At 34.3% G+C, this 16,568-nt stretch carries 11 protein-coding genes and 1 pseudogene; 10 read left to right on the forward strand and 2 right to left on the reverse strand.

What is annotated here, in order from left to right; all coding sequences use genetic code 11:
- Positions 1 to 177: 177 nt before the first annotated feature.
- Together malA and DFR85_RS20045 are read left to right on the forward strand one after the other, a co-directional pair.
- A complete protein-coding gene (gene malA / locus DFR85_RS20040; protein WP_110269821.1) occupies positions 178 to 2,217 on the forward strand; it encodes an alpha-glucosidase MalA in 2,040 nt (679 codons plus the stop codon).
- Positions 2,218 to 4,167 carry a GH116 family glycosyl hydrolase gene (locus DFR85_RS20045; protein ID WP_110269822.1) on the forward strand — a complete coding sequence of 650 codons (1,950 nt, stop codon included), beginning with the start codon at positions 2,218 to 2,220 and terminating at the stop codon, positions 4,165 to 4,167.
- Here the strand turns inward: DFR85_RS20045 and nagA are convergent.
- Positions 4,145 to 5,251 carry an N-acetylglucosamine-6-phosphate deacetylase gene (gene nagA / locus DFR85_RS20050; protein WP_110269823.1) on the reverse strand — a complete coding sequence of 369 codons (1,107 nt, stop codon included), beginning with the start codon at positions 5,249 to 5,251 and terminating at the stop codon, positions 4,145 to 4,147. The genes DFR85_RS20045 and nagA overlap by 23 nt on opposite strands.
- 34 nt (positions 5,252 to 5,285) lie before the next feature.
- On the opposite strand from nagA, the gene glmS reads away from it, so the two are divergent.
- Both glmS and DFR85_RS20060 read left to right on the forward strand, forming a co-directional pair.
- A complete protein-coding gene (gene glmS, locus DFR85_RS20055; RefSeq protein WP_110269824.1) occupies positions 5,286 to 7,040 on the forward strand; it encodes a glutamine--fructose-6-phosphate transaminase (isomerizing) in 1,755 nt (584 codons plus the stop codon).
- Positions 7,041 to 7,071: 31 nt separating this feature from the next.
- Positions 7,072 to 7,779 (forward strand): MupG family TIM beta-alpha barrel fold protein, encoded by a 708-nt coding sequence (locus tag DFR85_RS20060; RefSeq protein ID WP_110269825.1) that lies wholly within the window; start codon positions 7,072 to 7,074, stop codon positions 7,777 to 7,779.
- Positions 7,780 to 7,927: 148 nt separating this feature from the next.
- Here DFR85_RS20060 and DFR85_RS20065 read toward each other — a convergent pair.
- Positions 7,928 to 8,930, reverse strand: a pseudogene (locus DFR85_RS20065) (transposase).
- Positions 8,931 to 9,891: 961 nt separating this feature from the next.
- Between DFR85_RS20065 and DFR85_RS20070 the strand changes: the two are divergent.
- The 6 genes from DFR85_RS20070 (at position 9,892) to DFR85_RS20095 (ending at position 16,567) form a co-directional block, all read left to right on the forward strand.
- Positions 9,892 to 10,296 carry a glycine zipper 2TM domain-containing protein gene (locus DFR85_RS20070; RefSeq protein ID WP_110269826.1) on the forward strand — a complete coding sequence of 135 codons (405 nt, stop codon included), beginning with the start codon at positions 9,892 to 9,894 and terminating at the stop codon, positions 10,294 to 10,296.
- Positions 10,286 to 10,762: a type II toxin-antitoxin system VapC family toxin gene (locus tag DFR85_RS20075; RefSeq protein ID WP_110269827.1), complete on the forward strand. Its 477-nt coding sequence runs from the start codon at positions 10,286 to 10,288 to the stop codon at positions 10,760 to 10,762. Before DFR85_RS20070 ends, DFR85_RS20075 begins: the two co-directional genes overlap by 11 nt.
- A gap of 473 nt (positions 10,763 to 11,235) precedes the next feature.
- The gene (locus tag DFR85_RS20080; RefSeq protein WP_110269828.1) at positions 11,236 to 12,753 is read left to right on the forward strand and encodes an APC family permease; all 1,518 of its coding nucleotides are present in this window, start codon (positions 11,236 to 11,238) and stop codon (positions 12,751 to 12,753) included.
- Positions 12,754 to 12,774: 21 nt separating this feature from the next.
- Positions 12,775 to 13,746 (forward strand): glycosyltransferase family A protein, encoded by a 972-nt coding sequence (locus DFR85_RS20085; RefSeq protein ID WP_110269829.1) that lies wholly within the window; start codon positions 12,775 to 12,777, stop codon positions 13,744 to 13,746.
- A gap of 195 nt (positions 13,747 to 13,941) precedes the next feature.
- Complete coding sequence (locus DFR85_RS20090) at positions 13,942 to 15,096, forward strand: LamG-like jellyroll fold domain-containing protein (RefSeq protein ID WP_110269830.1); 1,155 nt, start codon at positions 13,942 to 13,944, stop codon at positions 15,094 to 15,096.
- A 1-nt stretch (position 15,097) separates the two neighbouring features.
- Entirely contained in the window at positions 15,098 to 16,567 is a 1,470-nt protein-coding gene (locus DFR85_RS20095; protein WP_110269831.1) for a hypothetical protein, read from the forward strand.
- The last annotated feature ends 1 nt before the right edge of the window (position 16,568 follow it).

The following is a 16,568-nucleotide window of genomic DNA, read 5'->3' on the forward strand; positions in this document are numbered from 1 at the left end:
TTATATTTATTTTCACTAAGTTCGACCTTTTGCTATAGTTTTAGTTTTTTTCTATGATGTTACATTAACCATATAGGAAATATTTAGTATTTATATAATAATTACATAATACTGCTTCGATTAACGTATTTTAGGGATTTAGATTAGCTTTAAATTATCATATCAAAACAACTTTCAATGCAGATAAGCATAGAAGAAAAAGACGGTATTTATAAGGTAAAAGTTAATGAACCTTTTCCTCCAGTAGATTACGGATTTAAGGGAAGAGAGTCAAGTAAAAGAATCTCAGATTTTTCCTTAGAAATAAAGGAGGAAGACTACATAGTCATAGAAAAACCTTTGGAATTGAAAGAACACATATTAGGATTAGGTGAAAAGGCAGTAGAACTTGATAGGAAGAGAAAGAGGTATATCATGTATAATGTTGATCCTGGAGCGTATCAGAAGTTCCAAGATCCACTTTATATTAATATTCCTTTTATGATATCGGTTTATGAAGGAAAAGCTATTGGCTATTTCGTAAATTCTGCTTCTAAGCTTATTTTTGATATAGGTTTTGAGGATTACGGTAAAGTAAGGATAAAAGTTCCCGAAAAATCCTTCGAATTTTACGTAATTGAAGGACCTACTTTGGAAAAAGTCTTAGAAAGATATTCTGAACTTACCGGTAAACCTTATCTTCCACCTTACTGGGCTTTTGGATACATGATTTCAAGATATACTTACTATCCTCAGGAAAAAATAATAGAGCTTTTAGATCTAATGAAAAAAGAAGGTTTTAAGGTAACAGGAGTTTTCCTCGATATAGATTTCATGGATTCCTTTAAATTATTTACATGGCATAAAGAGAGATTTCATGACCCTAAGAAATTTTTGGAAGAAGCGCATGCTAGAGACGTTAAGGTGATTACAATAGTTGATCATAGCGTTAGAGCAGATCAGAGCTACAACGTATTTACTTCCGGTATAGGAAAATTCTGTGAAACTTCTAAGGGAGAGTTATTTGTAGGAAAGTTATGGCCAGGGAATTCAGTTTATCCAGATTTCTTTAGGGAAGAAACTAGAGAATGGTGGAGCAATTTAATAAATGAATGGGTATCGCAAGGTATTGATGGTATTTGGTTAGATATGAATGAACCAACAGACTTCTCTAAAGTATTTGAAATAAATGATATCTTTAAAGATACTCCAATAAAAGTTAAGGACGACAGATTTTATACAACTTTCCCTGATGACGTAATACACTATTTAAACGGCAAGAAAGTTAAACATTCTATGGTTAGAAATGCTTATCCTTACTATCAGGCTATGGCAACTTCTACAGGTTTACAAAAGGCTGGAAAATCTTTTGTATTAAGCAGATCTGGTTATGCTGGAATTCAAAAATACGCCGGAGTATGGACTGGAGATAGTACTTCTTCGTGGGATCAATTGAAGTTACAGATACAGATGGTTCTTGGTATTTCTATCTCAGGAATCCCATATGTAGGAATAGACATAGGAGGATTTCAAGGTAGAGGGTTAAAGGAAATAGATAATTCTCCCGAAATGCTTATGAGACAATTCCAGCTGGCTCTATTCTTCCCATTTTATAGAACACATAAGGCTACAGATGGAATAGATACTGAACCAATATTCTTACCGTCCTACTATAAGGAAAAAGTCAAGGAAGCCATTGATACAAGATATAGGTTCCTTCCTTACCTTTATTATTTAGCTAAAGAAGCTCACGAAACTGGACACCCAATAGTGAGACCACTATTTTACGAATTTACTGAAGACGAAGATACATTTAGAATAGACGACGAATACATGGTAGGCAAATCCATTCTTTTTGCGCCAATAGTTTCACAAACTGAAAAAAGAAAAGTATACTTACCTAAAGGTAAGTGGTTAGACTACTGGACAGGAGAAATTGTTGAAGGCTGGATAGATTCTTCAACAGATCTTCCTATATATATTAGAGAAGGGTCAATAATACCACTTTCAGAGGGAGATATGATAGTTTACGGAAATGGAAAAATAGATTATGATGATACAGCCATTCAGAGTAACGGAGATATAACTTTCTCTAAGCCTTTCTTTATTAGAAACCTCACAGTAGTATCTTCAGCATCTAAGGTTATAGTAGACGGTAAGGAATTCTCATTCTCTAAAAAAGGAAAAAGTATAATAATCAATGTAAATAAGGAAGTAAAAGAAATAAAGATGATGTAATTGAAGTTTCCGAATAATTGCGGAATACCAATAGGCTCTATGGGTACTGGAAAGATAGATTTCTTCAGCGATCTGACTATAGGGAATTTAACTATAATGAATAATTGGAGCACTCCTCTAAAGATAGTTAGAGGATTTCACATTGTAGATCTTGCAACAGGGACTTTCCTACAAGGAAATCCATCAAAAAATTCAGAAATTAAATTTCAAACTAAGACAGCCAAGATAGAGGCAGACGCTTTCTTCCCTCAAGTGGAGTATAAAACAGAAGACCCAAATTTTACAATAAAGGTTTATTCTCCTTTTATTCCAGGTAATCTAAAAGATTCTTCATTACCCTCAATAATTTTTAACATTAAAGGAAACGGGATAATAGCTATCTCCTTCCCTAACTTAACTGGTAGTAGAAGATGGGGAAGAGCTAACTATAAGGTAAAAGGAAAAGTTAACGGCGTTCTAATGACGAATTTAAGGGCATTACAATCTGATCCAGCTTACGGAGAAATATTTCTAGGATGTGAAGGTTGCAAAGTTCATGTAGGTCATCCATATTGGGTTCCAGCATTAAAGGAAGGGATGACTGAAGATGTCAGTATCTTTGATTTAAATAAACTAAATGAGTCAGAAGATAAATATTACATAAAACCCTTTGCTAGAGAAGAAATATCTGGTATAGTATGGAAGGAAGTTAAGGGAGAAGAGAATTTCTACATTACTTGGTATTTTAATGGAAGACCTCATCATTATCCTTATGGCCATTATTACGAAAATTGGTTCCAAAACGCTATAGATATAGCTGAGTACATAAATGAGAGAAAACCTGGAATAGAGCTTGACGAAAGTAGGGACTGGTTAAACGAAGGTTTTAGGAATAGTTTATACGTAATAACTCATAGTTGGTTAACAAAAGACGGAAGATTTGCAATATATGAAGATTCCAAGATATCTCTTTTAATGAATACTATAGGAGGAATGACATGGGACGTAGCGTCTTTTGCACTCTTAGAATATTTCCCTGATCTAATCAAAAGAATGGACGAATATTTTGCCAATTATATTATTGATGGAGAAGTTCCTCATGATATAGGAGAAGAATCAATAGAAAATCCGATTTACGGAGCTTCTTTTCCTTATTCATGGAACGATTTAGGTCCTACATGGATTTTAATGATTTATAGAGACTATAAATTGACTGAGGATAAAGATTTTCTCAAAAGAAATTATCCTTATATGAAAAAAGTTATGGATTGGTTAATAAAGAGGGACGAAGATGGAGACGGAATACCTGATTCAAAGGGCGGTTTTGATAATTCTTATGATGGAACATATATGTACGGAACTTCGTCTTATGTAGCATCGTTATTTTTATGCTCTCTTAAGGCGTTCATCTCAGCATCTGAGATTTTAGGTTATGAATACTCTGAGTATTTAAGAATCTTAGATAAAGCTAGGGCATCAATGAATTCCCTGTGGAATGGAAAATATTTCGTAAATTGGAAATATAAAGACAATGAAAAGGATTCTTGCTTGAATACTCAAATATTAGGAGAATTCTGGTGTGACATCTTAGGTTTAGGTAACGTCTTAGATGAGGACAAAGTAATTTCTGCTTTAAAATCCATATATGAACTTAATGGAAAAGCTTCCAAATTCTGTCTAGTAAATTCAGTAAATCCTGATGGAAGTATAGACGAAACTACTGACCAGATGAAATCATGCTGGCCAAGAATTTCGTTCGCTATTGCGTCTCACATGATATTAAAGGGAATGAAAAAAGAAGGAATAGAAATAGCACAAAAAGAATGGAACACAATATCTAGTAGATATCCTTGGAATCAACCATCGAAAATTAACGCGTTTAATGGAGATCATTTCGGTCTTCCGTATTATATAGGTAGCCTATCGATATACTTGGTGAAATATGCCCTCAAAAATAGTTCTCACCATTAAGATATACTTTTTCAACTTTCAGATCTTCATCTAGGATAACTATGTCTGCTTTTTTCCCTGGTTCCAATGAACCTCTATCCTTAAGATCTACTGCCATAGCAGGATTTTGAGATGTCATTACTACAGCTTCGCTCAAGCTCCTAAGAGAACTTAAATTCCTAAAAGCTTTATCCATTGTTAGCGTACTTCCAGCTAATCTCCCTTCCCTTGTTAACGCTTTACCGTCTTTTACAGTTATTGTAGTCTTACCCAAAGTGTAATTACCATCCTTCAAATCTGTAGCTATTATTGAATCAGTAACAGCTACTATCCTATTTATTCCTACGGAGTTTAACAGAAATTTTATAACCTCTCTGTCAACATGTATAAAATCGGAAATTATCTCAATATATCTAGAAAAATTTATACTAGCTAAGATAACTCCAGGATCTCTATGATGAAAAGGCCTCATAGCGTTAAACATGTGAGTAGTTCTATCTGCTCCAGAGAAAAAGGCCTTTACTGCAGTATCGTAATCTGCATCGGTATGCCCAACAGAAGGATGAATTCCAAGTTTTGAAAGAACACTTATAAAATCTAGGTCTTTTTCCGGAGCAACAGTAATAGTCTTTATTTTACCCTTACTTAATTCTAAACATTCCTTTATTTCTTTAACGTCAGGATTTCTTATATATCTAGTATCCTGTGCGCCTGCATGTTTCTCGCTTATGTAAGGACCTTCCAAATGTATTCCGGGAATAGATTCGTCTTCAATTTCTCCAATAGCCTTACAGGCTTCCATTAAATTTTCTTTAGGTATTGTAACAGTTGTAGGAAGAAAAGTTGTTACACCGTGCTTTAAATATATTTTTTTCATTTCTAACATATTTTTTATAAAATCTTCTTTATTGTCCCATGACGTAAAATCGTATCCACCAATACCGTGAGTATGAATGTCCACAAAGCCTGGAATAGCTATCATTCCTTCTAAATTTTCTCCTTCTTCTTTACCTTCCTTAATTCTCTTAATTTTACCTTCTTCAATTTCTATGGTACCTATAAATTCTCTATATGGAGCGATTATTCTAACGTTTGTAAGCTTCACAATATTTAAGAACTACTAACAAGCAAAAAAATGTATGGGAGGAATTTTCGGTTTTGTATGCAAAAATCCGAACGACGTTTCGATTGTAGTCAACGGATTAAAAAGATTAGTATATAGAGGATACGATAGTGCAGGCATAGCATTTTTAGATGGAGAAATTTCTGTCAAAAAAATTGTAGGAAACATATCAAAGAATTCCATTACGTTAAAGGAAAAATCTAAAGTAGCGTTAGGCCATACAAGATACGCAAGTAGAGGATGGCCAACGTTAGAGAACGCACATCCGTTAATGGATTGTAATAGAAAGATAGCTGTAGTAATGGACGGAGTAATAGACGATTATGAGGAAATAAGAGATAAGTTGACAAAAGAAGGGCACAAGTTCGTCTCAACTACAGATACTGAAATAATACCTCATCTACTGGAGAACAGTAAAGACTACATAGATTCTGCTATAGATATTATCAAAAATGTTAGAGGAATATATTCCTTTGCGTTCATAGTAGAAGGAATAAATAAAATATTTGCTGCATCGTCTGGACAGCCAATTGTAATAGGAGTATCAGACTGTAAATATGTTTCAAGTGATTTGCCTTCATTAACTGGTTTTGCAGAAAATGCATTAATATTGCCAGAAAATTCTGTAGCAGAAATATCTTCAGACGATGTTAAAGTTTACGATCTACAAAGAAATCAAATAAACGCAGTAAGTAAGAGAATAAAGTATCAGGAAGAAATAATTGAAAAAGGGGGATTTCCCCATTTTATGTTGAAGGAAATATATGATATCCCATCTTCCCTTATAAGTTCATACACGTCACTAATGGAAAAATACCTAAGCTTAGCTGCTATGATTGTTTACGGTGCTAAAAATGTTTATGTTATAGGTAATGGAACCAGTTTACATGCAGGACTGATTTCCTCGTATTATTTCTCAGAAGTAGGAATAAACGTTAACGTAGTTAGCGCAGCAGAATTTCCTTATTATGCATTACAAAACATAGGTACTGGATCAGTAATAATAGCTATAAGTCAAAGCGGAGAAACTTCGGACGTAATAAGAAGCGTTAAAATGGCAAAGCAAAGGGGATCAGTTATTGTGGGAATTACTAATTCAGTAGGCTCTAGGTTAGCCCTAGAATCTAACATATACTTGCCCATAACTGCAGGACCAGAATTAGCAGTACCTGCAACTAAGACTTTCACATCAACCTTGGTAGTGCTAAGAACATTATCGCTTTATACTGGATTAAATTCAGGTAAAAAAGAAAGATATGATCTAGATCAGTTCAAGACAGATTTAGAGAAACTTTCTTCATCATTATCTTCATCATTACCTCAAATAGAAAGACAAGCAGAAGATGCAGTATCAAAAATAACTAAGGAGAGTATCTACGTAACAAGTAGCGGAATAAATTTCCCAGTAGCTATGGAAGGAGCTTTAAAATTCAAAGAAGCTTCAATGATTCATGCTGAAGGTATACAATTGGGAGAATTACTTCACGGTCCTATTGCACTAACTAATAAAGGATATCCTATAGTTATAGTAAAACCTGCAGAGGAACAAGCATACGACTTGTATAATAAGGTTATAAAATCGATTTCAGATAGAGGAAGTCCAATAATTTCAGTCTCAGTTGACGGGATGGTAAAAAGCGTAGAAACAACTAGGGAACTGAGTCCAATTGCTAACGTAGTTCCCTTACAGCTTATGGCATACAAACTAGGAGTAAAGAGATCTTTACCAATAGATACACCTCCAGGATTAGTAAAAGCAGTAGTAAGCTAAACCTTATTTTCTTAGTTCCTATCATTATAGTATGAAGTCCATAGGATTTGCCATTTTTCCAGGTTGGAAGGAAATTTTCGAAAGACAAAAAGAGATGATTATAAAAGGAGAAGATTTAGGTTTTTCAGAAATATTCTTCGGAATAGGAAGAGGAGTTCATACAAAATCTACTCTTGAAGCTATTAAAAATGCAAAAGAATTGTTAAAAATAGCGAACAAATTAGGATATTACTCATTCGTAGACATAAACCCTGAAATACTTGCTGAACTTAACGCAAGTCCAGATAATTTAGGCATATTCAAGGCTGTAGGCTTTTCTGCAGTTAGGATAGATTACGGGTTTAGCATAGAAAAGATATTAAGAATGAAGGATATAGGAATAGAGTTAAACGCATTTGATTTTCCCCAGGATAAAATAGAGTACTTGCTAGATCACATAGATCCAGAGAGAGTTAAGGCTACGCATAATTATTATCCTGTTAAAGGTAGCGGAATAACAATTTCACAATTAGTTGAAAAAAGTAAACCGTTCGTCAATGCAGAAATTCCTGTAGGAGCTTTCGTTTCAGTACCTTCAGTCAAAAGCGATACTACTGTAGAAGAATTGAGAGAAAAAATGCCAGGCGAGGCTGCAAAAGTTCTCTTTTCCACAAAAGTCATCAGCAGAGTATTAATAGGGGATGCTAATCCTACAGATGAAGAAATGAAAGATCTTTCCATGGCATTACGAACGTATTAATTGATAAGTTAAAGACGAAACTTATTGATATTTTGAAAATCTTTATCTTAACAAGGGGCGTTCAGTAATAAATATTTCGGTTGAACTTCAAGCATAATGTCAACTAAGATTGCCACGTGTACCTTTCAATCCACGTGGCGATTTATGGTCACTTAGGCTCATAAGGCTTATTATTATACCAAACACTCCAAACTATCCTCAATTTCCTGGCTAAAGCAGACAACTTCTTTCCCTTCAACTTTTCCTTATGGTTCTCGTAAAATTTTAGTTTAGGATTACGAGAGTAATTCATCTCAGCTAGGAAAACAAGCTGCGCAAGTACTTATTACCCTTCTTTGGTATTCCCTTACAGTAGCTTTACCGCTCCTCTCATTGGGTCTAAACCGCAGATACGAAGGACTCAGGGTTAGGAAAGCGTTTAATGTCTCCAACAATGCCTATTATTATCCAGAAAGTTTTCCTATTCCCGGTATAGTTAATAGAAAGTGATTTTCAGACTGTAATTTTATCACTTTCTCTACTTCTTTTATTTTCTCGCTTGTTTCCAGTAGTGCTTTAGATAATACTTCGATTTCTTCAAGTACGATCTTTGTTCCAAGTTGTATAATTGTATTTTGAAGTTTCCTTTAGAGAATTCTTCAATTTCCTTGCTTATTTTTTCCTCGTCACTTAGGAATAGTGCTCTTTTTACCCTGTTCTTGTACTTTACTTTCAACTTTTAGGAAGATATATAGTGTTACTAGTTCTTTCAATGGGTTGTAGTTGTACTCCTTTGCCTTGTTTGCCATGTTTACTAGTTTTTGTAGTAAAAATCTGTTTTCCTCTCAAGTCCTTCTCCTTCCATAGTATATTTGGGCTTACTTGTAGTATCTTGATCCCTTTTTCCTTGAAGTATTGACATGGTTTTATTGATGCTCCTGTCGGTTCGACCACTATTGTGTTTAGTTTCACTTTTAGTATTTCTTCATAACCCTTGTTGTTGTGTAGACCCTCCCCTCACTCGTCACATGATCTTTTGATATGTCTATTCCTAGGATCCCTACCTCTTTATCACACCTATATCCGTGCATATTATCACAATGTTCAGTCCGATGGTAGGGGTTTGTCACGCCCCCGTTCGAAGACTTTGCTTCAGTCAAAGGGTCGACCATGTTTCCCAGTTGGAGAGTATTACTCTCCCCAACTAATTAATCTATATAGGTTCAAGGGAGCGGAAGACTCCATCCGTAAGGGTGGAGATGGATTGCCCCCTTTGTGGTTACATTTAAATACGTATTTTTCAAATATTCTATTAATGGCAGTCACTGACGGAGTAAGCGTCACTGAGACGCCTTGGTTAAAGCGAGGGTCTATGTGGTACGCCTCTGCTCCATTCAACAGTCCCATATTGGGATACTGTGGGTTCACATTAGTGCTCGGGGTCGGAACGACCCTTAGTGCCTGTGGAGCTGAGACCTCTACCTTTGGCAAGCCTCGGCTTTGAAGCAGGAAGCCCCGTCCGTTAGGGCGGAGTAGTTCACAAATGCGAAAACCTTATCTTTAAACATTATAAAAAGATTCTTAAATTTATTATAACTTTCTTAGACATTAAAGTATAAGGTTACAGAATAAGATAATAATCCATAATCAACCATATTAAATCGTTTCCTTGGCCTTTGGAGTCTAATGAAGTATAACATAACGTATACATTAAATAATACGCCTATATTTTATCTTAACAAGGAGTTAAAAGGGGACAGAAGACTCCGTAAGAGTGGAGATGGATACCCTCCTTTGTAGTAAAAATTAAATATGGAAAAAATCCACACCTATACTAATGATAGTCACTGACGGAGTAAGCACCTCTGAGACGCCTTGATGCGAGGGTCTATGTGGTACGCTTCTGCTCCAAAGTCCCATTTGGGACATCGATGGCATTCATGATCGGAGTCGGAACGACCCTCACTGTGGAACCCCACCCTCTGCATTGCAAGGTGGAGGCTTTGAAGCAGGAAGCCTTGTCCGTTAAGGCGTGGTGGTTCGCACTATATATTTTGCTATTAATACGCAAGAAATGGCTAGATTCTTTCTGCTCAAACAAAGCTTATTAGCTAACTATTAGATTATATATTTATGGCTGAGTATATTGCTAAATACATTGTGTCTAAGGGTTACAGAAAAATTGGAGAGATAAATACTAGGTATACTGCTAATGACGATGATGAGAGCATTAAAATTGCTAAATCTGCTTGCGAGAAGTTAGGTGAGGAGGACGTTGAGGAGATAGTTATAGGGAAGATAATAGGTGCAGTAAGTGGTGCGGTAATTGGTAATTCACTAGATAAGTCCGACGATGATAAATTGCTTGGGACTATAGCTGGTGCAATAATAGGCACGTTGACTGGTCACATTATAGATTCTATAATAACTAAAGTGATATATTCCAAGAAATATCCTTGTATTAGAGCAAGATCATTAGACGATTTAGATAAATATATTGATACTAAGAGATTAGAAGAGATAGTTAATGAACGTTGACGAGTTTATCAACTTATGCGATAGTTCATACGTAATTTTGGATACAAGTATAATTTTGGATTATACTAGGCTTTTAAAATCTCGTAAATCATATGAACAAAAAATGGAAATTCTATCTAGAATAATGAACTGTAATAAAAAGACTATAAGCAGTTTAATATACGAAGAAATATTAGCAGGAGCTTCTCAAAACGAAGATGAATTAAAGAGAAAAATATTATATTCATTCGAAATATTTAATATATCTGTAAACGAAGCGGAAGTAGCATCACATTTGGAAAGAGAACTAAAAGATAGAGGATGTAAGCCTAAAGGAGAAAATTGGAGAATAGATTTGTTTACTGCAGCCTTTGTATATACTCAACAATGTTATATCTTGGCTAAGGATAGAGATTTTACCAAGATATTAAATTGTGAGAAATTGGATGAAGTAGAATATTATGTTTGCAAAAGAAGTGAATTTTAAACATAGTCATCGCGATACTTTACTTATCGATAATATATTTAATCTTGAAAATTATCCATCTTGATATAGTTGCGTATTGATACTGATTTATTTTTGTTGAGATGATTTTAGGTCTACTGTATAGTTAACAATCTTATGAATTTAATTATCTATACACATAAAATTGGAGACTGGACATAAAGTTAGATTTGTAAAGAATCTTTATTTTATGTTGAAAACTTTTTAAAAATTTACGTTATATTTTAGGATATCAAAATAATACTTCCTTATATTCTTCAATAAATTAAAAATAATTTATTTTATCCCATGATATATAATACAACTATTTAAGGTGATAGAAAATCCATAAAATATCTAGAAATTCCAAATTAAATTCTAGAACTTTCATATAAAGTAGAGCCAAGTTATCAAGTATATTGAAGTCCTAACCTATTTAATAAAATCCTTAAATACGATGATTTTTATGATCGATTATGGGAGACCTCTCAAAAGATTCCGTTTCTTTTTGGAAAACAACAGCATGGGCAATAGCAGGAATATTGCCAATAGGAGCACTACTAGGTTCTATTTCAGCCACAGGAGGATATGCAAGTCCATTTGTAGTATTGTTAGCTTTCCTCTTGGTAATTTTCCTTACAATACCTATTTTAGAATATACTAGATTAGCTAAATTTGCTGGAGGATATTACGGCGCAGCAGAATTAGGATTCGGAAAAGCTGTAGGTAAATTTGTAGCATTAACAAATTATTTTTACTATATTGGATGGCAAGTGGCTAATGCGACTTACGTAGGTTCTCTTCTAGCTGTAGGATATTACGCTATTTACGGAACCTATCCACCAGAATATTCATATTTTTTAATTGGCGCGGCAGCTTTAGTAGTACCTTTCCTCTCTTCAATTCTTCATGTTAAGCAAGTTTCATCAATAATATGGTATTTAACTATTGCCGGTTTCATAATGAATATAATAGCATTTTCAATACTCCTTTATCGTTCTCATTATCTAAGTTTAAACGAATTCAATCCTTCATATTCTCCAGGAGGAATACATGGAGCTTTTCTAAGTTTGATAGCCTACGGTTTCTTTACGTTCGCAGGTTACGGATTTCTTCTTTTTTACACAGAGGAAGGAAAACAACCCTTTAAAAATACATGGAGAGCAGCAATAATAGCCTTAGCAGTTTCTACTATATTCTGGATGCTAGGAGCTATTTCAGTTAACAGCGTTTTCGGTCCTCAAGGAATACAGAAAGCGATTTCTTTCCCACAACCAGGACTTTTACTTTATGTAAAATACTTGGGTTCAGTAGGAGAATTAACAATCGTTGGAATACTTCTTATCTTAGTTGTGTTCTCTTTTGCCTCTGGAGTAGGAGGACAAGGAAGAATCTTATATTCTTTAGCTAGAGACGATTTTCTAAAATGGAAATGGATAGAAAAACTGAACAAGAATAATGTCCCAATGAATGCTATGCTATTCAACTTTATTGTTTCTCTCTCACTTTTCATTATATTAGGTGTAATTTTTATTCCAATCTATGGATACTTTAATGCGATATTCTACATGTCATACGTTCCTACGACTATAGCAACAATTCTATGGTATTTTCATCATTTAATTCCAGACCTTAGTTTATCAATGTTCTATAGAAGAAATAGAATAAGTCTAACAAAAATGAGAACATTTATTATTGCTGTACTAGTTCCGACAATATCAACAGGAGTTTTCGTTTACTCACTGTACGAAAGCGTTATTTCAGACCTCGTAGAGCCTTATTTTGCAGGATTTGTAATTTCAGTGATAACCTTAATATTCTCAGCAATTTACGTTGTAATAAAAAGAAACTCCTTAGGAACATCAATAGTTCTTCAAAATTTAAATGAGGAAGCATTAAAGGAACTAAGAAATCCAATAGAAACCCGCAATATAGAAAATTCACCGAGATTGTTATATAGAATATATAAATATTTTACAAATAAAAATTTATAGAGAGTTATCAGTCTATTCCAAATGGAAGTAACTGTTGCATTACCAACATACAAAAATAACGGAACTACAATTAGAGATCTCTTAGAGTCATTGTCTCATCAAACATACGCAAATTTTAGGCTTCTTGTTGTTTATAAGCCTTCTGATGGTGATGTTACTGAGGATGTTATTTCTAAGTATAAGAATTTGGATATTGAAGTTATTTATCAGAAGGAGGGTTACATTGAGGAGGCTATGAATTTAATTTTCTCCAATGCTAATGCTGATATTCTCATAACTACTGACGATGACGCAATACCATCAAAAGACTGGATAAGGAATCACGTAAATTTGCACGAAAAATTTCCTGAAGTCGGAATGGTAGGACCTTATTTCGGTAACGGTCATAAGATAAACGTCTTTAAAAAAATATACTCCTTTTTAATGGAAAGACCATTAGACGAAAGAATGAAAGATTATTTAACTTATTTTTCAAAAACAGGAATATTTGTAGGAAATCCCTTTTTCAATAACTATAATTTACCTTATATAAAGTCATTTAGTTTCATGGGAGTAAACATGAGTGTAAAGAAAGAAGTGTATAAAGATTTTAGATTATTACAAATGACATTAAGAGGAATAGGATATGAACCATATTTATGTTTTCATTCTTTTATAAAAGGATTGTATCCTGCAACGTTTAAGGACTGTTGTAAATTATTTCATAATGAGAGAGATTCTTTAAGTAGACCGAAGTCTTTATCTGGAATAAAAGAAAGATATGCGGAACTTATGCTTTCAGTTTATTATCTAAACAAATTCTATAAATTAGATCTAACTAAATTAAAAATTGATATGCTAATAAAGACTTTATCTTGGAAGCTTCATAAAAAGACAAAAGAAGATGAGGCTATGTTGGATGGAATAAGATTAGGTTTAAAAATATCTTTGGAAGCTATACAAAATAATTACGATTCTATGTGGATAAGAAGTAAACTAAAAGAAATTCAATAATTATTGTTTTATTATATTCTATATAATTAAAAGTTTTTAAGATCGTTTTCATTTTAGTCAACTAGAAATTTATTCTGATAATAAAAGCGAAGATTTATATAAAAAATATATCCTTAAAAATTTTTCATTTTTAATTATCTAAATCTTTAAATATAGTCGAAAAGGTTTAATATATAAAGAGAGGTATAGAAAATTATGGGGAAATTAAATAGAAGACAATTCCTAGATCTTCTATTAAAAAGTGGTGTAATAGCTGGAGCTGGAGCACTGTCAACAGGAGTACTAGTAAAAAAAGATACACCTACAAAGGGCTCAACTCAAGGATATCCTCTATTAGGTCAATTTTTAGCCACAGTAGTTCAATCTTCTAATGAATACACTGCGTATGATGCAGGAGGAAATGTATTGTTTAATGGATCATGTGCAGACGGTTCTGGAACATGCGGAATATATGAAGCTGTAAATTTTGTTCAACAAAACTATAGATACGGTAAAGTAGGATTAATAGGATCCTTTTATCCGGTGAATTCGCCGGATGGCCAGTTTAATGTAGAATTAGACGGTAGTGCAATAGTATACTTAAATTCTGCTAGTAGCAATTTCATGATATCAATTCCAAAATCAAAAAGCGTAACATACTTATGGTATCAAAGTGCTGGCATGGTAAATAGTATACTAACAAGAAAACAATCTTTTTCTCTGCAACCATACGTACTATTCCCTGGTACAGTAACAAGCATGTTCTTAGGTAATAATGACCAGTATCTAGGCACTCCATCAGCATTCACAATTTCTGCATGGGTAAACGGTTTCGGAGTAAATACTTACGGGACTGGTTATGTAATATCTTATGGATCCACAGAAAAGGGAATAATCTGGGCTATACAAAACACTAACGGAAGGTTATGCTTTAGAGTCTCATCAAGAGGAGTATGCGTTGCTGGTCCATCATCTTCACCTTGGCATGTAGCAGCAGTATATAATGGCGGTAATCTACAATTATATCTTAATGGTAACCTAGCTGGTAATTGGTCTGGAGTAAACGTAGAATATTACCCAAGTAAATACCCTGCTTACCTATGGATAGGTAACATTCCTATTGCAACACAGCAGGGAGGACTTATTCCAGCTAACGGTCCATTCGCGTGGCTTGAAAACATTCAGTTTTACAATACTGCACTTTCATCTTCTCAAGTCTCTCAATTAGCGTCGTCTCCTGCTCAAGATCCCGTAGATTACTCTGCATTAGTATCTTGGTCTCTCTACCGTTACATATTCTTCGTTGGAGATCTAATTACTGGTGTAGGATATCAGAGAATGTATGGATTCTCTGAAAGTGGGGTGTTCTAAAATGGCTTTCGTAATTTCTGATCATATGGATCCAGACGTAGATTTTTACGTTCCACCAGGCAGTGACGCTACTCAAGCCATACAACAAGCTTTAGAATTATCAAAAATCTACGGCGTTGCACACATAATTATTAGAGGAAGGCTTTACGTATATGCAACAACTAACGTTCCATTCCCGCTCGAACAATCATTAAACTACGTTTTCGAAGGCGACGGTCTAGGAGAAATAATTTACTTACAGACAGACAAATCAATTTCCCCACCTTCAATGATAACTACTGCAGGAACAGCTAATGCTGAAATGCAACAAGGAATATCCACACATAATTCTGTAATTTCATTGCCAATGTTAGAATATAGCATGGCTGGATGGTACATAGCCTTCAAAAACTTAAAGTTAGATAATTACACTAATCAAAGATGGGCTATAGCAAACGGTTATTCTAATTACCATTCAATAGTAATGTATTTCGACGGAGTAGAGTTCAATATTAACATATGGATAAACGAGACTACTGAAGTATTGGTAATAAATTGCTATGCTACTGGGGAACTGCTTTTCGATTCCAGATCTAGGGATGTAATGGTTATAGGTTCCAGATTCGAAAATGAGGGAGGGTTTGCAGTGTCTTCAAGAGGTTGGACTGTTGTAGGCTGCGTATTCGTAGGTCCTCATGCTTTCCTTAATCCTGGTAACGATGGTAACGACGGAATGGTAGTAGGCTGCGTATTCGACTCTGGTACCATAGTAACTCAAGGTGCTTCTGGATTAAGAGTAGTAGCTTGCACTCTTCATAATGTCACATTCCCTGGAGGATATTACGGTTCAATGAACTACACGTATGGGCAAAACTTCGCTTTAATAGGTTGCGTAATTTCGAATTATACAATAGCTCTAAATCAATTAACTGGTAGAGGATCGTACCTCATTGCATTTAATACATTTAATCCATCATCTGACTTAATAATAGCTGTAGCAGACAATGCAGTAGTACAATCAATACTTATAATAGGGAATACATTCAGCAGTATAGAGACCCATAACAGTTTCATATTCATAGGAGGTACAAACGCCCCTGGGTCTAGTGAGACGCAATTAACTGGAAAGGTTCTAATGCTTTACATAGCATTCAATACTTTCAATAATCCAAATCAAACACCAGGAGCAACATACGGTGCACATTTTGGTTCATACTATATACATGGAATAGCTTACGTTAATATAGGAATAACAGTAACTTACGCATACATAGTTTTCAACTACTTCGAAAACACTTACGGACTATATGATAACAGCACAAGAAAACCAGTAGGATACTTCCAATTCGTCCAACTAAACAGCAACGTTCAATTAATACAGTATCTGAACTTCTACTTTAACGTGGTAGAAAACAATATACCTATTTACATACCATCAAACCAGACATACAATGCACAATTTAACGTAGGAATAGCAAATAGCACAGCGTGAA

The organism is Acidianus brierleyi (assembly GCF_003201835.2).
Classification (GTDB): Archaea; Thermoproteota; Thermoprotei_A; order Sulfolobales; family Sulfolobaceae; genus Aramenus; species Aramenus brierleyi.

Excerpts from the sequence above, each read along its gene's own strand:
- malA (WP_110269821.1), top strand. The coding sequence starts at position 178 with ATGCAGATAAGCATAGAAGAAAAAGACGGTATTTATAAGGTAAAAGTT.
- DFR85_RS20085 (WP_110269829.1), top strand. The coding sequence starts at position 12,775 with ATGGAAGTAACTGTTGCATTACCAACATACAAAAATAACGGAACTACA.
- DFR85_RS20095 (WP_110269831.1), top strand. The coding sequence starts at position 15,098 with ATGGCTTTCGTAATTTCTGATCATATGGATCCAGACGTAGATTTTTAC.
- DFR85_RS20070 (WP_110269826.1), top strand. The coding sequence starts at position 9,892 with ATGGCTGAGTATATTGCTAAATACATTGTGTCTAAGGGTTACAGAAAA.
- glmS (WP_110269824.1), top strand. The coding sequence starts at position 5,286 with ATGGGAGGAATTTTCGGTTTTGTATGCAAAAATCCGAACGACGTTTCG.
- DFR85_RS20090 (WP_110269830.1), top strand. The coding sequence starts at position 13,942 with ATGGGGAAATTAAATAGAAGACAATTCCTAGATCTTCTATTAAAAAGT.
- DFR85_RS20080 (WP_110269828.1), top strand. The coding sequence starts at position 11,236 with ATGGGAGACCTCTCAAAAGATTCCGTTTCTTTTTGGAAAACAACAGCA.
- DFR85_RS20075 (WP_110269827.1), top strand. The coding sequence starts at position 10,286 with ATGAACGTTGACGAGTTTATCAACTTATGCGATAGTTCATACGTAATT.
- DFR85_RS20060 (WP_110269825.1), top strand. The coding sequence starts at position 7,072 with ATGAAGTCCATAGGATTTGCCATTTTTCCAGGTTGGAAGGAAATTTTC.